The sequence below is a fragment of the Fulvitalea axinellae genome (assembly GCF_036492835.1).
GTDB classification, from domain to species: Bacteria; Bacteroidota; Bacteroidia; order Cytophagales; family Cyclobacteriaceae; genus Fulvitalea; species Fulvitalea axinellae.
Genome location: NZ_AP025314.1, coordinates 3,120,730 through 3,143,375, shown reverse-complemented (window position 1 = coordinate 3,143,375; position 22,646 = coordinate 3,120,730). Strand labels below are relative to the sequence as shown.

General features: G+C 45.4%; 14 protein-coding genes. 7 read left to right on the top strand and 7 right to left on the bottom strand.

Annotated features, from left to right (window positions below):
- The first annotated feature begins 63 nt into the window (after positions 1–63).
- Positions 64–705 (top strand): hypothetical protein, encoded by a 642-nt coding sequence (locus AABK39_RS11835; RefSeq protein WP_338391562.1) that lies wholly within the window; start codon positions 64–66, stop codon positions 703–705.
- 214 nt (positions 706–919) lie between these two features.
- Here AABK39_RS11835 and mtaB read toward each other — a convergent pair whose 3' ends face one another.
- Positions 920–2,299 (bottom strand): tRNA (N(6)-L-threonylcarbamoyladenosine(37)-C(2))-methylthiotransferase MtaB, encoded by a 1,380-nt coding sequence (mtaB, locus tag AABK39_RS11830; RefSeq protein ID WP_338391561.1) that lies wholly within the window; start codon positions 2,297–2,299, stop codon positions 920–922.
- Between the two features lie 1,254 nt (positions 2,300–3,553).
- On the opposite strand from mtaB, the gene AABK39_RS11825 reads away from it, so the two are divergent.
- On the top strand, positions 3,554–5,716 hold the full coding sequence (locus tag AABK39_RS11825) for a glutamine synthetase III family protein (protein ID WP_338391560.1): 2,163 nt from the start codon (positions 3,554–3,556) through the stop codon (positions 5,714–5,716).
- Positions 5,717–5,907: 191 nt separating this feature from the next.
- The gene (locus AABK39_RS11820) at positions 5,908–7,305 is read left to right on the top strand and encodes a hypothetical protein (RefSeq protein ID WP_338391559.1); all 1,398 of its coding nucleotides are present in this window, start codon (positions 5,908–5,910) and stop codon (positions 7,303–7,305) included.
- Positions 7,306–7,423: 118 nt separating this feature from the next.
- Here AABK39_RS11820 and bcp read toward each other — a convergent pair whose 3' ends face one another.
- From bcp to AABK39_RS11805, 3 genes are read right to left on the bottom strand one after another with little or no spacing between them, the layout of a single operon-like run.
- On the bottom strand, positions 7,424–7,882 hold the full coding sequence (gene bcp / locus AABK39_RS11815; protein WP_421825135.1) for a thioredoxin-dependent thiol peroxidase: 459 nt from the start codon (positions 7,880–7,882) through the stop codon (positions 7,424–7,426).
- Positions 7,883–7,902: 20 nt separating this feature from the next.
- Positions 7,903–9,813: a M23 family metallopeptidase gene (locus AABK39_RS11810; protein WP_338391558.1), complete on the bottom strand. Its 1,911-nt coding sequence runs from the start codon at positions 9,811–9,813 to the stop codon at positions 7,903–7,905.
- Positions 9,814–9,854: 41 nt separating this feature from the next.
- Complete coding sequence (locus AABK39_RS11805; RefSeq protein WP_338391557.1) at positions 9,855–10,466, bottom strand: fumarylacetoacetate hydrolase family protein; 612 nt, start codon at positions 10,464–10,466, stop codon at positions 9,855–9,857.
- Between the two features lie 215 nt (positions 10,467–10,681).
- Between AABK39_RS11805 and AABK39_RS11800 the strand changes: the two genes are divergently transcribed.
- Positions 10,682–11,242 carry a hypothetical protein gene (locus AABK39_RS11800; protein WP_338391556.1) on the top strand — a complete coding sequence of 187 codons (561 nt, stop codon included), beginning with the start codon at positions 10,682–10,684 and terminating at the stop codon, positions 11,240–11,242.
- 74 nt (positions 11,243–11,316) lie between these two features.
- Here the strand turns inward: AABK39_RS11800 and AABK39_RS11795 are convergent, their stop codons facing one another.
- Positions 11,317–12,837 (bottom strand): DUF5723 family protein, encoded by a 1,521-nt coding sequence (locus tag AABK39_RS11795; RefSeq protein WP_338391555.1) that lies wholly within the window; start codon positions 12,835–12,837, stop codon positions 11,317–11,319.
- A 12-nt stretch (positions 12,838–12,849) separates the two neighbouring features.
- Positions 12,850–14,505 carry a hypothetical protein gene (locus AABK39_RS11790; RefSeq protein ID WP_338391554.1) on the bottom strand — a complete coding sequence of 552 codons (1,656 nt, stop codon included), beginning with the start codon at positions 14,503–14,505 and terminating at the stop codon, positions 12,850–12,852.
- A 411-nt stretch (positions 14,506–14,916) separates the two neighbouring features.
- Here AABK39_RS11790 and AABK39_RS11785 point away from each other — a divergent pair, with 411 nt between their 5' ends.
- Positions 14,917–15,261, top strand: coding sequence for a PadR family transcriptional regulator (locus AABK39_RS11785; RefSeq protein WP_338391553.1), 345 nt, complete (start codon positions 14,917–14,919; stop codon positions 15,259–15,261).
- Positions 15,258–17,690 (top strand): PspC domain-containing protein, encoded by a 2,433-nt coding sequence (locus AABK39_RS11780; protein ID WP_338391552.1) that lies wholly within the window; start codon positions 15,258–15,260, stop codon positions 17,688–17,690. Before AABK39_RS11785 ends, AABK39_RS11780 begins: the two co-directional genes overlap by 4 nt.
- Positions 17,691–17,773: 83 nt before the next feature.
- Here AABK39_RS11780 and AABK39_RS11775 read toward each other — a convergent pair whose 3' ends face one another.
- Entirely contained in the window at positions 17,774–19,714 is a 1,941-nt protein-coding gene (locus AABK39_RS11775) for a LamG-like jellyroll fold domain-containing protein (RefSeq protein WP_338391551.1), read from the bottom strand.
- Positions 19,715–20,501: 787 nt separating this feature from the next.
- Between AABK39_RS11775 and AABK39_RS11770 the strand changes: the two genes are divergently transcribed.
- Positions 20,502–22,643 (top strand): fasciclin domain-containing protein, encoded by a 2,142-nt coding sequence (locus tag AABK39_RS11770; protein WP_338391550.1) that lies wholly within the window; start codon positions 20,502–20,504, stop codon positions 22,641–22,643.
- The last annotated feature ends 3 nt before the right edge of the window (positions 22,644–22,646 follow it).

Here is a 22,646-nt window from a genome sequence, read left to right as displayed (position 1 = left end):
TCTAAAAAGGATAAAATGTTAGTGCTGGGAAAGGGTGTAAATGCCTAAATTTATATTTAATCGATGACGCAAAGCTTTATGAATCAAAAAATTGAATTTCAAAAAGTTAAAAAACTAAGATCAAAATTGTCTGTTTCTCTGGCGCTTGCAATAGAGCTGATAGAGGAGAATAACGGTGATTTGGATGCGTGTGAAAAAGAGTTTCACAGAAATAATATTAATACCGTTTGTCGTCTTGCTGAATGTGATGAAACAATAGCGGAAAAGTATTATCGAATTTGCGATTTCGATTTGGAGAAATCGATTAAAAAGATTCACGAACAATTATTCTATTTGACGACTACACCAAATGAACCGATAGACAAGATTGGATTCATTTTGTGGGCGGAAAATGAAAGCCTTAAAAAGTATGTTACCGCCAGAGACAAAAGCCTCTTTATTCAAACAAAAGACTTTGAATATGTGATAGATGCCTTTAACTCTGTTTTTCCGCTGAAAGACCAAGATTCTGGAAAAACCCAAAATTGCCTTGATATCGTAGGTCACAACTTCTTCGACAATAAGACCTGTAGAATTATTGTTGAACGAATGGCTAAAATAAAAACCAAAGACCGGCATGTTGAATCCTTTCTTAGGGATTTAATAAAATGGTTCAATATTCAATTAAGGTATGCGGACGAAATCGTAGTATATGGAAACTTATAATAAGCGATGTGTGAATAAAAAATCGATTAAAGCTAAAATAAAAAGACAATAACCAAGAAACAGATATTTACCCAAGCCCAAATACCTGATGCGTAATACCAAAAAAGCCGAAACGACTTTTTAATCATTTCGGCTTTCATTATCGGCCGTAGGCCAAAAGCGAATCAACACTTTCCTAAGCCCAAATACCTAATACGTAATACCAACCAAAGCGCTAGTGCTTTTCGTAGACTACCGGAATCTCTTCGCATTCCATCATCCCGTTGTCGCTGAGGCCGGTCATTTTCACTTCCTTTACCTCGTTGATCAGCATCGGGTCGTACTTAGCCCTAACGCGTACGTAGTTCTCGGTGAATCCGTGCATCATGCCGTCTTCCACGTCGTTTTCGAAAAGGACGCGGGCGGTTTTGCCGATGTTCTCCTCGTAGAACTTGTGTTTCTTTTTCTCCGAAAGAATACGGAGCATCTTCGAGCGCCTTTGGCGTTCGGCGTTCGGCACTACGCCCTCCATGTCGGCGGCCGGAGTGTTTGCCCTTTCGGAATATGAGAACACGTGGAGGTAACCCACGTCAAGCCCGTTGATAAATTCGTACGTGTCGAGGAAATCCTGCTCGGTTTCGCCGGGGAAGCCCACGATCACGTCGACACCGATACAGGCATCGGGCATTTTTTCCTTGATCATGCGCACGCGGTCGGCGTACAGGTCACGCTCGTAGCGGCGGCGCATCATCTTGAGTATCTTGTCGTTTCCGGACTGCAACGGTATGTGGAAGTGCGGTACGAAGCGCTTCGAAGCGGCGCAGATGTCCACGATTTCCTCCGTGATCAGGTTCGGCTCGATGGACGATATGCGGTAGCGGTCGATGCCCTCCACGGTGTCCAGCTCCTTTACCAAATCCACGAAACGTTCCGTGCGTTTGCCCTCGTGTATACCGAAGTCGCCGGTGTTCACGCCCGTGATCACCACTTCCTTCACGTCGGTGGCCGCTATCTCGTTGGCCGAAACCATTACGTTCGCTATAGTGTCGCTACGGCTCTTGCCTCTGGCCAGCGGAATCGTGCAGAAAGTACACTGGTAGTTGCATCCGTCCTGTACCTTCAGGAAAGTACGCGTGCGGTCGTTCATCGAGTAGGCGTTGTTGAAAGCCTTCACCTCGCGGATCTCGCCCGAGAATACCGTCGACTGCTTCTTGTTGGTCTTCGCGTCGATTCTCGGCCTGAAGTCGTCAAGCACTTCCAGCAGGCGGAATTTTTCGGCGGCGCCCAATACGGCGTCCACGCCTTCGATCTCCGAAATCTCTTTCGGCTTCAGCTGGGCGTAGCACCCGATGATGATGATAAAGCCGTGCGGCGAAATCTTCAGGGCCTCCCTCACCACCTTTCGGCATTTTTTGTCGGCGTTGTCGGTCACCGAACAGGTGTTGATCACAAAGATGTCGGGCGTCTCGGTGAACTCCACCTTCTTATAGCCCTTCTGTTCGAATTGCCGCGCTATGGTGGAACTCTCCGAGAAGTTGAGCTTGCAACCCAGCGTATAGAAGGTCACCTTCTTGCGTTCGGCGGTGTTTTGCGTATGGTCGGTCCTGTCAGTCATTTCCTAATCCTGTCTCCAATATCTATGGAACGACGTCCGGATGCCTTTTGTGTGCGTAAGCCCGGATGTCGCAAAAGATTCGCAAAGGTAAGAAAATCCGCCCGCAAACCGAAAACCCGTAAATTTCGTCTTTGGCGCCAGGCTTCTTTTGCATAGTGTTGTAAGCCCTTAATATGGTGTTATGATTTCGGTTTGGGTATAATTTATTTTCCCATTCAATAAAATCGAGTCGTACTTAATGAAGGGTTCTTTCATATCATTTTATAATGAAGCCTCATGTGTAATGATTCAACTCTTGTCATGTTAAATGTTATGTCTATGATCTTTAGTTTAAAAATGAAAAACATGACATACAAAGACGATGAAACAATGCCGGAACTAAAAGAAATGGTTGCATAAGAAAAAGAAACAATGCCGGTACTAATAAAAATGATGTCGAAAGTTGATGGAATTATGCCAAAGCCAATAAAATTGGTGGCATGTGTCGAATCTATAATGCCCGAGCTAATTAAAATGGTGACATGAGTTAAAGAGATTATGCCGGGACTAGTATAATTGGATTCATGTCTTGATGAAGCCTTCCCTTGGTCATAATAAATAAGTGACAAACGAACTGGAGTAATGGTGGCGTTTGATGCTGACCTAAACGGGTGATGTACGGAAGTCCGATAATAATCAAAGGATTAAAAAGGAGGGATAGGGACTTTGTGAAAAAGGAATGCCAATTCCCCGCGCTCTTTATTTGTTCCTTCTTTGGGCGTCGGTGTTTCGCCTGAAACAGAGTAAGGTAGGAGCGGTGCCGGTTTCCTGATTTTCGTTTTTGTAAAATTCCCGGAAAGGTAATTCTGTTTTATTTACCTAGCGTGATTGATTTTTTACCTAACCGATGCCGTTTGTATTTACCTTGTTTTCCGGTGTTTTTAAGGTCTTTTCGGTTTTTGTGGAGGTATTTAGGGGGCGATTTAAGGTGAAAGAGTGATTTTGCCTCTGTTTTGAGCTTACTCAGGAGGTGTTCGCCTCTTTTTTGGAGGTTCTGGGGCTTTAAACGTGATTGAGGGAGGTGGAAAACGGATAAAAGAAGTTTTTGGGGTTTAAATTACCCTTGAGTCTGTTTTTGAGTCGATTTTATTCGTGTTTGGGGTGGTTTTGCCGTATGATGTTTCGTTTTGTTTAATATTTTTTAATAAAACTGGTTGTTTTTTCAATCAAACGTCCCTTTCTTTGAAATGTCATTCAAATACAAACGAATTCACTATGGCGAATCTAAGATTTAAAGCATTAGAACTTGTTGAGGGAAGATCGACTGCCGAGCCGTTGGTTCCCGAAGGTAAGATCTCGGAATATTTCGGAACGGACGTATTCGGACTTGAGAAAATGGAGGGGGCCTTGGCGCCGTCGATTTTCAAGCAAGTAAGAAAAGCGATTGAAAACGGGAAGAAAATCACCGACGATCAGGCGGAAGCGATAGCGCAAGCTGTAAAGACTTGGGCGATCGAGAAAGGCGTGACTCACTACACGCACTGGTTCCAGCCGCTTACAGGTTCTACAGCTGAGAAACACGATTCGTTCTTCGACGCCTCAAAAGGCATCGAGGTGTTGAAAGGAAGCGCGCTCGTGCGTCAGGAGCCTGACGCGTCGTCGTTCCCTAACGGCGGTATCCGCAGTACCTTCGAGGCGCGCGGTTACACGGCTTGGGATCCTAGCTCGCCGATGTTTGTATGGGGCAATACGCTTTGTATCCCTACCGTATTCGTATCGTACACGGGCGAATTGCTCGACTACAAGTCGCCGTTGCTCAAGTCGCTTGACGCGGTGAACAAGGCGGCTACCCGCGTATGTAAATATTTTGACAGAAATGTCAGCAAAGTAAGCGCCTCTTTGGGTTGTGAGCAGGAATACTTCGTGGTGGACCGCGCTTTGTTCAACTCACGTCCTGACTTGGTGTTGGCCGGTCGTACCGTATTCGGTAGCCACCCAGCCAAAGGCCAGCAGCTCGACGACCACTACTTCGCGTCTATCCCTACTCGCGTTTACAACTTCATGCGCGATTTCGAAGGCGAGGCTTTGAAGATGGGTATTCCTGTAAGTACTCGTCACAACGAGGTGGCTCCCGCTCAGTTTGAAGTGGCTCCTTTGTACGAGGAAGTGAATATGGCGTCGGACCATAACAAGCTCCTTCAGGACATTATGGACCGTGTGGCCGAGCGTCACGACCTGAAAGTTCTCTTCCACGAGAAGCCTTTCGCCGGATTGAACGGTAGCGGTAAGCACAACAACTTCTCGCTGATCGCCGATACTGGAGTGAACTTGTTTCAGCCTAGCAGCAGTGCCCGCGACAACCTTCAGTTCCTCGTGTTCTTCGTGAATACCATCATGGCCGTGTATGAGCACGCCGCGCTTCTCCGCGCTTCTATCGCCTCTGCCGGTAACGACCACCGTTTGGGCGCAAACGAAGCTCCTCCTGCTATCGTTTCCGTGTTTATCGGTTCTGAGCTCTCGGCCGTTCTCGACGAGCTTGAGCACAACGGAAACGTGAAAGTGGAGAAAGGGGATAACATGTACATGAAGTTGGGTATCGACAAGATTCCTGAGATCTTGCTCGACAACACCGACCGTAACCGTACTTCGCCTTTCGCCTTCACCGGTAACAAGTTTGAGTACCGCGCCGTAGGTTCGGATGCTAACTGTGGGGCGCCAATGTCAGTTTTGAGCCTTATCGTAGCCGATCGCTTGAAGAAATTCGCCGACGCCGTTGACGCTGAGGTCGAAAAAGGAAAAGAGAAGCGTTTGGCTATCGTGGACATTCTCCGCGAATACATCAAAGAATCTAAAGCCGTTCGTTTCGAAGGCGACGGTTACTCTCAGGAATGGGAGGACGAAGCGGAGCGCAGAGGCCTGCCGAATGTAAAAAGTACTCCGGAAGCACTCGACGCTTATACCAGCGACGCAACTGTGTCATTGTTCGAAAGCACTGGCGTGATGTCGCGTCGCGAGCTTGAGGCCCGTAAAGAAATCCTGTTGGAGAACTACGTGCGCAAGATCCAGATCGAATCTCGCTTGATGAGTGATTTGGCTACAAACCACGTGATTCCGACGGCCGTAAAATACCAGAACGAGTTGATCACCAACGCCAGAGGCTTGAAAGACTTGGGCTTGGACGCTTCAGGTGTTATCCCTACAATCGAGAAAGTTTCGCAGTACGTATCCAGCCTTACCGAAGATATCACGGCTATGGTGAACGAGCGTAAGGAAGTGAACCAGATCGAGGATATGGAAGAGCAGGCCCTGGCTTACTGCAAGAACATTAAGGAGAGATACTTCGACAAAATCCGTCACTCGGTCGATAAGCTTGAGCTTTATGTTGACGACGAGGACTGGCCATTGGCGAAATACAGAGAGATGTTGTTCTTGAGATAAGAATTCCCTATTTGACTTTAAGTCAACAAGCCATAATTGTGTGACAGAGGCCGTTCCGGAAAGGGGCGGCCTTTTGTCATTTCGTCTTTTTGGTATTGGGCTTGTGTGATTGATTTGGTAATTTAGGCCCTGCTTGTATGCGGAATCTCCGTGTGTGGCGTTTTTTTACTGACAGCGAATTTTGCTTGTGTATGGATAAAGGACTGAAAGGTATATTGATAAAGGTAATGGCGGTGGGTTTCACCGTGGTGTCGTTGGGCGCCTGTACGAGTTATGATTCGGAAGTGATTCGTTCGCCTTTGATAGGGGAGGATGAACCCAACCGTAGGGTAATGGAAGGTGAAAGCGAACTTTTGTCACCAATAGTGAACGAGGATGCGGAGCCCGAGCCGGTAACTTACGCTTGGGAAATTCTGGAAAATGATAGTTGGGAAAGGGTTTCCGAAGAAAAGACATACCTTTTTAACGGAAAAAAGGATAAAAAAATCGGAGAGCATAAGGTTCGTTTTTACGCAACAAATTCTTCTGGAGGTCATCCATTGGAGTACACAATGGATTTGCACGGGGTTTATCGTTACGGTATCACCCTTTGGGGAGAAGGCCCGAATGGTACGGAAATTCTATTTAAGCCTGATACGCTTGATAAGCCGATAATCCGAGACGCTTATTCTGGCAAAAACGGAAGCGATCGTCTTGCTAATAATTTGGTGGACGCCGTAAGTGTGGAAGACACAACGTATTGGCTGAGCAATTCGGGTCCGGATTTTCTCGAATATACCGAGCCTCATAATTTCAAGAAAATGGGTTTGGTAAATGGTCTTCCCGCCGATACCAAGCTGAACGGAATGGCTGTGTTGGATGAGGATAAGGCTTACTTGGCAACTGATGCGGGTGTGTATGTGATGAACCTTCAAACCCGTGAGGTCGGCAAGTTGATTGTAAATACTGAGGGGGCCTTGGATGTAATCGTAAAGAATAAAATTCTTTACGCCGTATTGCCGAATAAGGTATTACACATTAATACTACGGAGGATATTGTTTACGAAGATGATTCGATTCTGGATCTTCCGCAAAAGTTGGCTGGCGAGGATGATCAACCGGTACCGGGTAAGATAATTAGCGCTAAGGGATCTTCCAAAAAGAATGCTTGGGCGGTGTATGTGCCGGAAAGTGCCCCGCAAGAAGCTTTATTGTTAATGGTCGACTTGCCAATGCTTCATAAGGAAGTGAAAACTTGGGCTAATTTATCTGAAATCGACGGGTTTACGACTGCCGAGGAAGTAGTTATCGTCGAAAATGAAGTGGGTAGCGTATTTGTGGGTTTGGGTAACAAAGTCTATTATCCGGAAACCCAAGGCGAGGAATTCAAAATGGTGGAATGGTTCAGCCTTCCGGAAGCCGGCGCTGTAATCACGGCAATGAAGTATGATAAGAACATGAAAATTATGTTTCTGGCTGCTAAAAAAGGTGGGGGAACGGTCTACTACGAAATTGGCCAAAAAGATGAGAGTGAGAGTCTAGTTCGTGAGGTGCTTTACAGCAAAGCGATTAGTGGAGTAACGATTAAAGGTATTGAGCTTAGGCAATAAGAGCCGATAGAGGCTCTTTATAAAGCTTTACCATAAAGAAAAAGGTCACCGTAAAAGCGATGTGTTCGCAATTGCGGTGACCTTGTTTTTTGTTCTAAAAGAAAATCGAGCTTATAGATTAAGCCTCTTCCAGAATCTGGCTAGCGTGCTCTTTGGTTTTCACCTTTTTGATGACCTGTTCGATATGGCCCGTTTCGTCTATAACGAAAGTGGTGCGGACGGTGCCCATATACGTTTTGCCGAAGTTTTTCTTCTCCTGCCAAGTGCCGAACATTTCATGAACGGTCTTGTCCGTGTCGGCGATTAGGTGGAACGGAAGGCAATGCTTGTCGATAAAACGCTGGTGCGAAGCTTCGGAGTCCGAGCTGATGCCCAAAACTTCATATCCTTTTTTGCGGAGCGTGTCGATATTGTCACGTAGATTTTGGGACTCTAGCGTGCAACCGGGAGTGTTGTCTTTCGGGTAGAAATACAGGATGAGTTTCTTTCCTTCGAAATCGGAAAGTTTAACGGTTTCCCCGTTCTCGATTTTTCCTTCGAAGGCGGGTGCCTTGTCGCCGGGTTTTAATGTGATCATGATTGTTCAGTTAGCGTGTTTTAGAGTGTTTTTTCAAAAACACTTTTATTGTTGAGGTAATCGGTGACTACCAAGGTTAGTTTGCCTTTCAATTTTTTTGACTTGTCCAGCCGTTCAGACCAAATGCGTCTGGTCTTCGGATCGTAATGCATCAATAACCATTTTCCGCCAATTTCGGCTTTGATATCGCTGATTCCGGAAAGGTTGTCTCTGATAGAGAACATGGCTTTTGAAGTTGTGACCCTTACCGGACGAATGGTTGGAGGTACGGTGTCCGGCGCGATTGTGAAATCGCCCAGAGTTCTGGTCCTGAATGTGATCGTCCCGTTTTTAGTCCACTTGCCACCTATATAGTTGATCCTTCGTTCGCTTACGGAAAAGGCTCTGTGAGTGGCCGTATCATAGCCGTAACTTGGACGGAGTTTTATGGCGATGGCGCTCCGCAGGGGGAATGATGTTTCGTGAACGCTGAAGTGTTCTCTGCGCTTGAGACTGTCGTAATAGTAATCAGTCTTGAGGTATAACGTATCGAACAAGGCGCGTTTTGGAAATCGAAGTTCCATGCTCGGCGTATATACCGTCATGTCATGTTTGGGTTCCACAGCAGTTTCAAAACCCAAAGATTTCATTTGTCCCGAAAGGAAAAGCGAGTCCGGAATACCTTGGCGCATGTCCCAGAGGTAATAAAATTTCGACCTGCTTCTGTAAGCGGGTTCCAGTTGTTGGGCCTCCCTGTTTGCGTAAAGCTGTGGGTTCGAAGTGGAATCGCTGAGCTTGGCCGAAAGGATCAGCGTGTTGTGCATAAGGTTTTGGCGATAGTAAGGGACCTTTGCCAAGGCTGTTTTCCTGTCGTCGCCCCTGAGCTCAAACTTTACGATTGTCTCGTTGCCGTATGCGTCGGCGAGTGTGATTTCCGCTTTTTTGTTTTCCGTGCCGTTTACCGTAATTACGCCGTTGTCCAGAACGTTTTTATAGAGCGCAAGCTCATTGCCGTCGTCGATGTACAGTTTGTTGAACCGCCTGCGGGTACGCATCTCTGTAGCGTAATCGCAGAGGGTTTTGATAAAAGGGTTGTCTTTGAAGGGAATCCTGTCGACGTGTTGTTCGAAAATCGTTTGCCCGTCAACCCTGAGCGTGATGTCCGGAACGCCGTTTCGGTTTGGGCTTCCCGTCATCCTGTCGTAAGTCCAGATCTGGGCGCCGATTCGTCCGCTGGCTTTAATCGGTGACGTTGGTTTGTAGATTCCGTCCACTTTTTGCAAAACGAACTCGAACCTTCCGAAAGCGCCGTTGATTCTGGCGTCGGATTCCAGCGTCGTAAGCGCGAGGATTCTGGCCGAAGGAGGAATATTGTCCACGATTTCGTCAAAACCGAAGCGGAGCGGATTTACTGGCGCTTGGTTTCTGTCCCGGATTTCGAAATGGAGGTGGGGACCCTGCGACGAGCCGGTATTTCCCGAAAAAGCGATAGTCTCACCTTTTTTTATGGGGAACATGCCCTTCTTTGGGAAAAGTTCAATCTCGAAGCTCTGTTGTTTGTATTGTTGCTCAAGAACGTATTTCGCGATTTTTCCGGCGTATCGGTCCAAGTGGGCGTAAGTGGTGGTGGCGCCATTTGGGTGCTGGATATAAAGCGCGTGCCCGTACCCGCCTTTGCTCACTTTGATTCTGCTGACATAACCATCCGCCGCCGCAAAAACGGGTAGCCCGGTCCGTCCGCCGGTTTTGATGTCTAATCCTCCGTGAAAATGTCTGGGGCGGAGTTCGCCCATAGTTCCCGCCAAGAAGTTTTTCTCTCCCGGCCTGATAGGGAACATGAAATAGTCTTTGTAAGGATGCGCTTGGCTGTCTTGTTTATCTTGGGCGTATGTCCCGACATTAATCAGGGCCAAAAAAATGACCCCGACCAGCCGGAAAAAAGTTTTTCTCATGACAAGTTGCTTGATGTGTGCGGTCACGTTAGACTACATCGTTATTTGATTTCGAAATCGAACATTACCCGGTCACCGATTTTACCCACGAGGCGGTCGTCGATGGCTACGGGACCTACGCCTTTTGGCGTGCCGGTGAAAATGAGGTCGCCTTTTTTCAATACGAAAAACTTGGAAACGTAGGCGATGATTTCGTCAATAGGCCAGAGCATGTCCGAGGTGTTTCCCTGCTGTACGATTTCCCCGTTTTTTTCCAAAGAGAAATCCAGGTTCTGAAGGTCACCGAACTCTTCTTTTGGATAAAAATCCGAAATGGGGGCCGAGCTGTTGAAGCCTTTGGCGATATCCCATGGCAACCCTTTTTCTTTGGCTTTGGCCTGAATATCCCTAGCGGTGAAATCGATTCCTAAACCGATTTGGCTGTAGTATTTGTGCGCAAATTTCGGATGGACGCTTTTTCCCTCACGATCGATTCTGATGACAACCTCCACCTCGTAGTGGACGTCTTTTGTATAATCCGGTATATAAAAAGGATTGTTTTTTCTCAGGATGGCCGTGTCTGGTTTGGTGAAGATTACCGGCTCTTCCGGACGCTCGTTATTCAACTCTTTGATGTGTTCGGCGTAGTTCCTGCCTATCGCTATAATTTTCATGCTTATTCAAAACATTGGTTGCTAGGGCTTTGCCTAGCTTGGTGAATGAAGGAATGTAAAAAATACGAAACAGGGGTCTTTTACACAATCGTTTTTTTGCTTATTATAGCTTCGAAGCTTTTTCGGGCGGGCGGAGTCCGGTGCGGTTTTGGCACAAGAGACAAGACGCCCGAAGCGCGGAAAACCCTAACGAACCATAGAAGAGAACTTTTGATATGCCTAACAAATATGACAATCCGGGATTTGATCCTAAAGAGATAGACGCCCTGCGGGAGAGATTGCAGAAGAGCGGAAAGACATTTGAGGTAGTGGACTCGGAGGATAATAATGACGAGTTTGTCCACTTCCGTTTCATCGGACGTTTTGAAGGGCGTGCGGTGATTTATGATACGTTTTTGTATACTTTGAGGCTACACTACAACAGCCAGTTGTATGAAGTGGCCGAACATCAGGCGGCCAAGCAGTTTCCGGAATATCGTCAGATCAAATACGAAGAGGACGAGAACGGGGACTTAAGGAATTTAGACGACTTGGAAGAGGAAATCGGGTTGTTTATGGCCGAGGTGATCATGCAACTTGAGGAAGAGGATGACATTAAGGTTTCGGAGCACGTGGAGATTGACAATCGTGCCGAGTACGGTGTGGCGTTGGACGCCAGCTTGAATGTGGAGGAAGTTACTGACAAGGTGATCGCAAGCTTTGTCAAGGATTATAACGAAGACTCGCTGAAGCTTGATAAAACACTTTATTCTTTCGAGACAGAGGAGGATGAATAAGCCCTAAGCACCGAAAAGAGTAAACAAAAAAGCCGGACGGGTTAACCGTCCGGCTTTTTTGTGATTAAATGATTTTAAAACTCGGTGTCGGAGTCGCTTTCTGAGCTGTTTTCATTTGAGCCAATTCTATAGTCTTTGAGTTGGCTTTCGTGTTTGTCACGCCACTCGCGTCCTTTTTTCCTTCCGATAAGAAAGTTGAAGCCGAAGCGGAAATCGACTTGGCGAGCCTCATTGAGGTCCAATGCGCCAAACAAGTTGTCGGTAGCGAGGAAGAGCTGTACTGGCCCGCCAGTGAAGACTGTGCCCACACCGACGTTGTTGAATGACTTGTTGACATAGCCTACATTGGCGTTGAAGAGGAGCCATTCTTTTACGCTGAGGTTACCGAAAACATTAAGGCCTGGATTGAAAGATTCGCCGAAGGCATGACCGACAAAAGTAGCGCCCGTAGAGAAATAATCGGTCACTTTGTAGGTAGCGTTAGCGTACATACGGCCGTTGAGCCAAGTGGTGTATTTGTCTTTTTTCTCTTCTGGATCAGAGTACTTGTCTTCGAGTTGATCTACGAAGTAAGTGAAGAAATCGTCATCATATTCGGCTTTAAGCTCGAAGAAGCGGTCGATGTCTTCGCCGTTTGCTTCGTAGGCGTTTTCGAGATGGGTGTTTTTGATGTCGTCTTTCCAAGTGATATACCCGACATCCACCAATGAGGCCGAGAAGCTCCATTTGTCGTCGAGTCTGAAAAGTCCGCCAAAGTCGAAGCCCATACCGAAGTTTCTGCTTTCCAGTATGTAATCCATCGGATCATCGTATTCGCTTTCGCTATCGTCAGACAGGGCCATGATGCCGGCCGTGCGGATAACAGGCGAACTGCCGAGATTCATCCTCAGGGCGTAATTTGACGGGCGTGTTACCAATTGGCCTTCGAGTCCCTCGGTTTCGATATTCGCGTGTCCCCAAAGGAATTTGACTTTTGCGCCTAAATGAAGACGGTCGCCGAAACGCCTGCCGTATCCGAATCCGATTTCGGTGTAGGAGGTCTGGGAAAGCTTCAGATTGTCGAAGTTCATGGTTTCAAGAACCTCGTTCGGGATTTGGTCCACAAAGCCTTTTGTAGCGGCCTCTTTGTAATCGCCGTTATGTCCGTTACCTCTGGCTAATGTGGCCAAGAGGTCTTTGGGCAGGTTCATGCCTCCTTCGTGCCTGTAATTGATATCGAACGTGAAATAGGCTCTTTTGGAGCGGATACCGAGGTTGAGAAGAGGGAAGTGAAGCTTTTGGGCGTAGAATTCGTTTTCGGAGATATTCTCCAAAAGGTAATTCAGGTCCAGAACGTTGCTGTTTTGGCCGTTTTCCCGTATTGCGTCGCTGAGGCTGAAACCGCTGGTTACGTTGACAGAGGTTCCGGAGACTACAGGTAATCCCAAATACATTCGTGAGTCCGGGAAGAAAGCCGGGTTCAGCCGGTTGCCTTGAGGCAGTCGGTTGCCTATGTTGTAAAGCGTCAAGTCATACTGCGCTTGTGCCGTGTTGGAAACCATAATAAAGGCCAAGGCGCAAAGCGTAAGCTGTAAAAGTCTTTTTATATTTTTCATGGATGGTGTCGCTTAAATGTCTTCGTTGACCTTGAATTTGGCTTGCACGGCAAGCTGAATGTCGATGGTGTTCGACTTTTCGAACTTAACGGGATCGGAACCTCCTGTCTCGATAGTCAATACTATTTCGTAGTGCTTTACATCCGGGAGCTTGTCGATAAGCTCACGGCCCATGTAAATGCGGGCCTCTTGTTTTGTAGCCTCGGTCACGAATCCGTCAGACCCGGTTTGTGCGGCTTTGATGATGGTGTTGTCGGTGTTTTCGTCAAATAAAGTGGCGACCTGCTTCTTCTGGGCGTCAAGGAAATTGATTTGCAATTTCATGCCAATCGGAATTTTGTTGCTGGTTGTGATTTTCAACAAAGCTTCCTCTATGTTTTCGGCGTCTTCCTCGTCAAAGTCCTCAGCTTCGGCCGTGTTAGTGTAAGTGAATCCGGCCAAAGCCAAGTCAAGCGGCAGTTCGGCGCGGGCTTTCATGCCCAATGTGGTGTTAGAGTCGATAAACTCTTGTGGCAAGTTGTCGTCTTCGCCGGTACCTGTAAGGAATTTGGCGTCGAACATAAGCCTTTTCGGCATTTTGGAAAGGAAATCAGGCAAGTTGGAGTTGCTCTTGTTAAGGCTGATTACCGTTTCGACCTGCTGTCCTTTGGTTGAGGGCCTGAGTATTTCGTGCGGATTGTCCTCGTTAAAGAAGGTTCCGTCCATTTCTGTAAAGGTTCCGTTTGAGCTGATACCTGTGATCGAGCGGATATCGGCGGCCATGTAAAGCCCGATTCCGTTATCTACGATCAAGCTGAGTGTTGGGTCGGCGAAGAAGACGTTACCCAAAAGCTCGTTGTCAAATACGTCGATATCGATAGACTGATTGTCAAGGGAGATCTCTCTTTTTGCGAACCTTCCAAGAAATACGTCGGGTACAACATTGGCGACATTAATCCTGAAACGAAGTGCAGATCCGGCTTGGACTGTCGTGTTGCTTGTGAAATTCAGGACAAAATTGCTGAAAGAAAATTGGAGTTGATTTCTGACTCCGATGTTTTCGTCGGTGAAGAGGAATTTGTTGCCGGCAAGTGGCATTCTGATGATTTGGGTGCCAAAAGGCTCCAGGGAAATATGCCTGCTGAAAGGCGTTTCGGATGTTCCGGTTTTCAGCGAAGGCAAGTCAAAATCAGCGTCTAATCTCACTGGAACTGTCGAAGCCAGCTCGATAGTGATAACGCCGGATTTGAAACGGGCTTCGTCGAGTTTGTTTCCTCCAAAGTCCATGTCCCAACTCTCGTCCAGACCCACTTGTAAAGGTAGGGTGAGATCAATCGGAACCGGGATGTCCACGGGCGTGATTTCAATGTCTTGAAATCCGTTGGCGGGGAAAGATTGGTTCGGTACGCTAACGATATCGCCCAAGTCTACAGTGGCGAGATCTTGCTCGTATGCGAATTGCAGAACTTTTTTTCCTCCTATTTCCTTTTCTTCAATCGCAAGCTCGTCATCCATCTGGTCAAGAAGGTTTTCGATCGTGTATTGAGTCTCGCCCATTGGCAAGGCTATCGAAGTTTTGAGCTGAACGCCGTCGAGATCTTCTGTCATAAGGGCATTGCATGCTCCAAAGAGGAACGAGATGGCCAGCAGGAAGGTAAGTCGCTGGTAACGTAAGTAGTGTGGACTCATAATGGGAGGTTTTCGTGAGTTGATCCTGTTTTGTGACAACAGGAGGAAACATGCACTACGATTATAATTGGAAAGTTATTATTTGAAATAAATGTTATGCAAAAATAAAATTATGAGTTTATCGATCCAAATGTAAGGGCTTAAACTTGGGGCTGGGAAATGATAGTGACACCTGATCTTTTTTTTGAATTTTCCTTACAGTGGGGCGCCGTTTATGGATGTGATTTGCCGTTCGTATTTTTTTACGCTAGGTAATTGGCTATGCAAGGTACTGTTTCGTATAATAGTACTGTGAAAGGCAAGCTAATTGGTCAAGTTTAGACGCTGGGTAAAGCCGGCGTATACTCCGACTGTACTGGCTTTTGTCCAGTAACATTGCTAAAATTCAGTTCTGTAAAGAATCGCTTTACTATGAATATCGAAAATGTAAAAATACAGATGAAGAAAGGCATCTTGGAGTTTTGTGTACTGCATATAATCTCTAGGGGAGAGGTGTACGCCTCAAGCCTGATCTCCGAATTGAAGGATGCGGACTTCATGGTGGTGGAGGGGACGCTTTACCCTTTGCTGAACAGGTTAAGGAAAGCGGGATTGCTGGACTATAAATGGGTGGAGTCGGATTCGGGGCCACCTAGGAAATATTATTCGCTGACAGCGACAGGTTTCGAACTTTTGGAGCAGATGAATGAGACTTGGCAGGGGATAGAGCGCTCGGCCAACCTGATTATTAACAACGATAAAAATAAGCCGTCATGAAAAAGAACATTAGCATCAGTATAAGCGGCATCATATTCCATGTGGAGGAGGACGGTTACGAGCGGTTAAACCGGTATTTGGGTTCTATTAACCGTTACTTTTCTTCGTTTGAAGACAGTCACGAGATTATAGAGGACATCGAAAACCGGATTGCGGAGATCTTTCTGTCGAAACTCAACAAGACCAAGCAGGTGATCAACCGAGAGGACGTGGATGACTTGATCACCCGGATGGGAAGCGTGGAAGATTTTAAAGCGGTGGGAGAGACTCCTCCTGTAAAGGATGAGGACAGCCCGTTTGCGGAAGACGTGTATCAGGGAATCGAGGAAGAGGGGCGTTCGCGTCCGGCGTCGCTTTGCAGGGATATGAAGCGGAAATTGCTCGGTGGCGTGTTTTCGGGCTTGGGGCATTATTTCAATGTTGATCCGCTTTGGTTTAGGCTTATTTTTCTGTTGGGACTGTTGGGCACTTCGTTCAACTGGCCGATTATGACTCCGTTGCTTTTGGCTTATGTGGCGCTGTGGATCGCGCTTCCTCCGGTTTTTGACCTGAAGTCAAATGATAAGCACAAAAAGCTGTTTCGGGATCCGGACAATAAGCTTTTGGGCGGGGTGTCTAGCGGAATAGCGTCATATTTCGGCATTGATCCGGTTATCGTTCGCTTGGTTTTCGTGATTTCGTTGTTTCTGTGGCTTTCCGGTCCTGTATTGTATATCATTCTCTGGATAATTTTGCCGGAGGCGAACTCGATCACGGAGAAGGTTCAGATGAAAGGAGATCCGGTAACCTTGACTAATATCGAGGCAAGGATAAAGAAAAGCTTGGAAAGCGATAGTTTGAAGAATGAGCGTATTTCGGCGGGGCTTGGTCGATTCGGTAGAGTAGCTAGTCAGATAATATTGGTTCCGATCGGTTTTCTGAAGAATTTCTTCAAAGGAATCGGCGACATATTCTCGCCTGTGCTTAAAGTGATTTTTGAGATGGCCCGTTTTGTTTTCGGAACGGCATTGGGCCTCTTTGGCTTGCTTGGAGTAGTGGCTTTGGTGACTGTTACGGGAGCGTACCTGGGAATTTTTGATTCGGCGGTTTTCTTTAATGGGGAAGACTACCCGATGTCGATTATCAGGGCTTCGTTTCCGGCTTGGGGAGTGATTTCGATATTCTTTGCGATTTTGCTACCGTTGGTTTTTGTGATAATGGGCAGTATCGTGATGTTGACTAAGCGGATTAGTCTGAAGAGTGGTACGGTTTGGTCATTCGTTGGCTTATGGGCTTTGAGTCTGATAGGAATGGGGATTTTTATCCCCCGTACGGTGATGGAATTTGACGATAGGTCCACGAAGCGAATCAGCGAAACGATTCCGTTTCCCAACGAAGGGTTGCTGAAACTTCGTCTGCGAGAGGTAGGGTACCCTGAGCCTATGATGGCGGATGTGAGAATCAAAGGTTACCAAGGTTCGGATATCCAGATTATGAAAGAGTTTACGGCCCAAGGAAGGACCAGGAGAGGCGCTTTGGAAAACGCTGAAATGGCTAAGTACAATGTCGCGTTGGAGGGAGACGAGCTGTATTTTGATTCGAATTTAACGTTTGTGGAAGGAGCGAAATACGCTTTCCAGAATGTGCATACCACTATCTATATTCCTGTTGGGAAAAAGTTTACGGTTGGGGAAAACCTTGTTCACCTCTTACGGGGCAATATTGACAGGCGCTCAAACAGTCAGTTGACGGCTAACACTTGGGCGTTTGGTAGGGACAATCAGTTGCTTTGTGTGACTTGCGACGCCAGTGATAATACGCGTAAAACGGTGAAATTTAGGGATTTTTCGGAACTGGAAGTGGATGGCGATATCAGTGTGGTTGTCGAGCGGGGTGTTCACTGTAGAATGGAAATCGAGGGCCAAAGTGGCCAACTAGAAGCCTTGGACTTCGAACATAATGGAGAAAGGTTGACTCTTGACGCTTCTTCGGAACAATTTAGGAACGCAGCTTCATCAGGTGGGAAGTTAAAAGTGAAAGTGTATGTGCCTTCTCTTGAGGACGTAAGAGCTTTGGGCAAAGCAGAGGTGCTTATTTACGGAGTAGAATCGAAATCTTTTCGGATCAATACGCACAATAGAAGTGATGTGGAAGTGGAGGATATTGACTGCCGATATGTTGAGATTAACAGTACGGAATTATCCAGCGTAACAGTGAGCGGTTCTTGTGATAAGTTGCAAGTGGACGCTTCGGAAACGGCCAAGGTCAATGCTTTGGAAATGTCTAGCGAAGTGGTGTATGTGGTTGCGAGAATTTCGTCGAAGGTTTCGGTGAATGTCAGCCGTTTCCTAAAGGTTTTCGCCGATGGCGTATCTGTCGTGAACTTTACGGGGGATGTGAAGGAAAAGAAAGTCGAGACGGAAGGTTTTGCGAAATTAAAGCATGTTTGATTTTAGACGAAAGGATAGCTCAAATTGACGGTTTAGGGACCGAAGACTTAACGCGGTGATTGTTAAGTCTTCGGTTTTGTTTTTTAGGCAATTGAGGTCTTGGCCGATGTTTGGTGAGTGAGCAGAATTTTTTTGATCTCTTCTTTCTCCAAGTCGGTTATTTTATCGCTTTTTATTATCCAGCTTTCTTTGGCCTTTGTAAGAAGGAAGAGGAATTCTGTTCTGAATTCGTTTAATGAATCGTATTTCTCATACGGAATAAATGCGCCTTTTTTGAGGATATCCATTCCCTGTTTAATCGATATGTTATCGGTTTTGGAAACTAGAGATTTCAATACCGAATAATCGCAAAGCGTTGAATCGCCTAATTTTACTTTCCAGGAGCCGTTTCGTTCATAGACTAATTCAATATTTTCGCAATCTTTCAAGACATCACGAATTCGTTTGATAGAAACCCCTCTGTTATTCTTTGTCTTTTCTTTGTTTTGGCCAGGCCAGAAGATTTCGTTTAGTTCGGCTGTCTTGACGGAGGAATTTTGAAGTGTGCGTAAAAGGATAAATATAAGTATCTCTTTTATTTTTGGAGACATGGCTTGGCCTACGTTAAAATTCTTTTTGTTCAGAATTTCAAGTTCTCCGAATAGCCTGATTGTGGGGGCTTTATAGTTTTCCAAAATGGCCGAAGAAAGCGAAGCCTTTCTCCGTTTTCGAATAAAGAAAAACGGTATGCCTGTGGAGGCTAACACTAAAACAGCTAATGGCCAGACTTTATTCGTCAAAACATTTTTTGTTTTCGGAGGACTCAACATCAACGAAGCTTTTTCCGAATTGGAAAATAAGAAACGTATTTCTTCTTCGGTTAATTCCCTAGTCCAAATGCCGACATCGTACATTGATCCAACAAAATTCTGGCTTTGTCCCCAATAACTAGTCCCAAGGTCGATTCGTGAAATAGGAGTCCGCCAGATTGGTCCCATTTTTTGTTTTTCGATTAATTGGCCGTTTAGGTAAAATTTGACCTCATCTCCTTCGGAAAAAGTAATGACCAAATGGGATGGCATACGATGCGAAAGCTTAATTCCCCTTAAATAATGTTCCCGTTTATGATGTGCGATTAGTGTAATGTCTTGCCCGTATTCGAGGCGAGCCACTAACGAGTTGCCTATATTTACCATCGCCATTTTGCCGATATCTTTTTTAGGCAGAACCCAAAGTGAGATTGTACCCGTGTTTCCGGAATTAACGGGGCCACTTTGTGGCGAACGAGTTTCTTTGTTGTTAAACACTAAATGGGTTTTCGCATTTTCATTTTCCTTTAAGAGGTGTTCAAGGTTTTTCCAGTCAGAAGATCTTTTCCAACTTTCGGGGTCATGCCCTGTAAAAAGAGAAAGGTTGTCTTTAAGATCAATTTTTGGTTTGGTATCGTTGTGCAGTTTATTGATTTTTTCACTTTTCAGGGCGTAAGAAAAAAATAGTGGATGGGCTACTTTTCCTTTGAGATGACCTCTCCAAGGCCCTCCGCCAATAATCATTCGATAGGATTTTCGGTTAGGGAATTTAAAGTGAATTCTACCTTTCTTTTTCCCGTTTTGATAAAGGTCAATAACCTCGTTTTTGTATCTAAAGGTTAGGTGTTGCCAATTCCGTTCTTTAATAAATGAATTGGGAAATCTCCGTTCCATATGATTCACTTTTACCGCATATAGTTGGCGGTTGAATCTGTCAATATTAAAAAGAAAACGGTCGCCCAATGAAAAAATGGTAGTGTTGTATTCATGAACTGTTTCTGGTTTTACCCAAAGCGAGAAAGTGAATTCTGTTTTGAAGGAAACTTCTCCGAAATCAACGCACGAGTCCCCTCCGTTTAATGCGAAATGTCTCCCGATTTTTGAGTTATTGGCGTTTTCCGATAAAAGCGTCTGTGAGTTTACGGAGGAGAGGGGAAGTAATGTCAAAAATAGTAAAGACAGTGTACAGCCTAAGGTGAGTTGTCGAATGGGCCGGTAATCAAAAAGGGGTATCATAATGACAAAATCAAGTTAGAGATTGTGGCTAAGCACTTTTGGTATTGTAAGGGAAATCCTCATACAATTTCAGGAAGACATCCAGTGTATGAGAATGAAAAAACACAGATATGGCACATGACGGTTTCCGTTATAGGAAATGTGCATTCATGAAAATTGGTTTTGTCTGTCTACCGAAAGGGCTATGGATTGTAAAAATAACTTTAAATAGTAATAGGGCAAATTATTTCGATTAATACTTAGATGTTTTTACGTTATGAATAATATACGGGATAAATAGATGTTTGCGTTACGTTATTCGATCTATTTAGTGTTAGTAATTAAATTGTATTATATTAATTTTACTCATTTGATATTCACTGCGTTATTTTGGTGTCGGGGTAGATCAAAAGCTGAGAGATAAAAGATCAGATAATCCGATAGTATTAATAATCATATTCTTTTAGTGAAATGAAATCCCCAATTCTAAAAAAGGGAACCAGTTTTTCGTTAACCTACAATTTGTTTCTTATTAATAACAATTAACTTATTAAGTTATTGATTTAGAGTTGGTTGTTGTTTCTTTGTTTTAAAGGGTTAAATCCTTTAGTAATCCTGTTTTGTTTTTTATTAATCCGTTTTTAACCTGAAAGGTAGTTGCGGAGCCGTTTTGGTGTGACTTTTTTACCCCTCCAATGCGTATGATTGAGCTCTCTGTAATACGCACTATTTTATAATGTTTCACAAAGCTATGTCTGCGATGACATAATTGTTTTTTGTTTTTATAATATCACTAATCTGTTTTTGTATGAAGAGAAACTTTTACTCGATTTATCTTCTGCTTTCATTCCTGTTCTTAGGATGTAGGGACGATATTGAGCACTATGAGATTCCCGGAACATTAGGGGATCGATTGGTTGGCGCAATGGAAAAGCAGGAGGATCTTAAGCAATTTGTTAAAGCGATTGACAAATTGGAAATGAGGGAAGACCTTGAAAGTAGCGCTTATACCGTGTTTCCGCCAACGGATCAGGCTGTCCTAAAGTACATTAAGGATACGTATGGCGTTTCCGATGTGGACGAGCTGGAAGAGGAGGCTTTGAAGATGTTGGTTAGGGGACATGTAGTGCGAAACTCATTGTCTTGGGATCAGATGAGACGCTTGAATAGGCGTGGAGGCTGGGGCGATGTGCCTGGCGAAGACGGCTACAACCGAAGCGGTTCGGATTGGTCTTTCAAATTGCCGAGTATCTACAATCCGCTTCCTTTTGTGGATGTGAACCAAGAGACTAGCGAATCTGTTAAGTTATCGCGAAAGACGGTGTATCTGCCTATCATGCACTATGACAGGTTCAGTGGACTGTTGGAAGAGGACGATTATAGTTTCCTGTTCCCGGACAGCGAGTTTACGGGATTCAATGTTCACGGAGCCGTTGCCGTTAGGCCAAACCAGAAAACGCTCAACGGTTTTGTGCATGTTATCGACAGGGTAATTCCGATTCTTCCGAACGCGGAGGTGTTTTTGGCGACTAATGAGGATTACAGCCTTTTTTACGAGCTTTTAGGAAGGTTTTCAAAGTATTCCTTCGATAGGGAATCAACGGACAAACAGTTGGGAGAGGTAAAAGATTCCCTGTTCTCCAAAACCTATGGCGATTACCAAATGGATTGGATTGCCAATGATAGGCCTGTAGGGAACAATTTCGATAACGCTTTGGTGAATAACCTAACGGTACCCACAAACGAGGCGTTGGAGGAATACTTGATGACGAACCTTGTGCATGACAACGCTTACGGTTCCATTCAGGAAATTCCCGATGACATTATCCGTTTGATCGTAAAGAACCATTGCGCCAACGTATTTCGTTATGCCCAGATGTGGTTGCGCCCGTCTCAGCTTAAGTTCTTTGTAACGGGAAATTTGGAACTGGTGAAATTGGACAAGACGGAGGTCGCTTATACCAATATTGTAAATAACGCCGTAGTGTATGGCCTGAACAAAGTTCTGGAACCGAGGATGTTCAGCGCCGCTACTCGCCATTTGGTGTTTGATACGGAATATTCGTATATGCTTAAAATCGCCCAGAAATTTAATTCTACAGTCACTTCTTTGGTCACTTCTCCTGATAGGCCGAGTACGGTTTTTCTTCCGAGCGATAGGGCATTTGAGCAAGCCGGATTTAGCTATGATGAGCAGAAAGACAAATTCTCGTACGAACATCCGTTTACTGGCGAAGCCGAGGAACTTTCCGACGGAGAACTTATGCGCTTACTCAGTATGCATTTGGTGTCAGGTACGGATTACAAAGATCTTGACAGCAGAAATTTTGCCCGAACATTGTCTGATGGGGATTATCTGATCATCAAAGACGGGAAGATCAAGTCCGGAGGCAATTACGAAATGGGAACTGTCAACTCTGTGGTCTTAACCGATGAGACCGGCAATAACGGTACTTTTTACGGAATAGACCATGTGCTGTTACCCCCTTCTTTGTCGCCTTCGTTTTATATTCTTGACCCGAACAGGGAAGATGAGTATTCGGAGTTTGTAAAGCTTTTGGACAAGGCGGGATATGTGGACAACGGTTCCATAACCAAGCTGGCGGGCAAAAGAAACATTACGGTTTTGGTTCCCTCAAACGAAGCGATCGAGCGTGAAAGGGCGAAAATCCCCGAGGACGAAGATGCTCTAAGGACCTTTATCGATTACCATTTTGTTCAGGACGCCACCGTACTTTCTGACGGAGCACTGAGCGGACGTTTCAAGACAATGCTTGAGCCCGTAAAAAAGGAATTCGAGAATATTTGGGTCGAGAACGCTCCCGAAAATCTTGTGTTCAAAGACGGCAAAGGCAATACGGCCAAAGTTATCGAAAACAGCCGTTACAGCAACATCTTGGCTAATGGAGGCACAGTTCACCTCATTGACAATATCCTCTTGGGAGAATAATCA

What these genes read in the sequence shown, in the direction of transcription:
- AABK39_RS11795 (WP_338391555.1), bottom strand. Translation starts at nt 12,837, where the DNA reads ATGAAAAATATAAAAAGACTTTTACAGCTTACGCTTTGCGCCTTGGCC.
- AABK39_RS11825 (WP_338391560.1), top strand. Translation starts at nt 3,554, where the DNA reads ATGGCGAATCTAAGATTTAAAGCATTAGAACTTGTTGAGGGAAGATCG.
- AABK39_RS11790 (WP_338391554.1), bottom strand. Translation starts at nt 14,505, where the DNA reads ATGAGTCCACACTACTTACGTTACCAGCGACTTACCTTCCTGCTGGCC.
- mtaB (WP_338391561.1), bottom strand. Translation starts at nt 2,299, where the DNA reads ATGACTGACAGGACCGACCATACGCAAAACACCGCCGAACGCAAGAAG.
- AABK39_RS11820 (WP_338391559.1), top strand. Translation starts at nt 5,908, where the DNA reads ATGGATAAAGGACTGAAAGGTATATTGATAAAGGTAATGGCGGTGGGT.
- AABK39_RS11805 (WP_338391557.1), bottom strand. Translation starts at nt 10,466, where the DNA reads ATGAAAATTATAGCGATAGGCAGGAACTACGCCGAACACATCAAAGAG.
- AABK39_RS11800 (WP_338391556.1), top strand. Translation starts at nt 10,682, where the DNA reads ATGCCTAACAAATATGACAATCCGGGATTTGATCCTAAAGAGATAGAC.
- AABK39_RS11775 (WP_338391551.1), bottom strand. Translation starts at nt 19,714, where the DNA reads ATGATACCCCTTTTTGATTACCGGCCCATTCGACAACTCACCTTAGGC.
- bcp (WP_421825135.1), bottom strand. Translation starts at nt 7,882, where the DNA reads ATGATCACATTAAAACCCGGCGACAAGGCACCCGCCTTCGAAGGAAAA.
- AABK39_RS11785 (WP_338391553.1), top strand. Translation starts at nt 14,917, where the DNA reads ATGAATATCGAAAATGTAAAAATACAGATGAAGAAAGGCATCTTGGAG.
- AABK39_RS11770 (WP_338391550.1), top strand. Translation starts at nt 20,502, where the DNA reads ATGAAGAGAAACTTTTACTCGATTTATCTTCTGCTTTCATTCCTGTTC.
- AABK39_RS11835 (WP_338391562.1), top strand. Translation starts at nt 64, where the DNA reads ATGACGCAAAGCTTTATGAATCAAAAAATTGAATTTCAAAAAGTTAAA.
- AABK39_RS11780 (WP_338391552.1), top strand. Translation starts at nt 15,258, where the DNA reads ATGAAAAAGAACATTAGCATCAGTATAAGCGGCATCATATTCCATGTG.
- AABK39_RS11810 (WP_338391558.1), bottom strand. Translation starts at nt 9,813, where the DNA reads ATGAGAAAAACTTTTTTCCGGCTGGTCGGGGTCATTTTTTTGGCCCTG.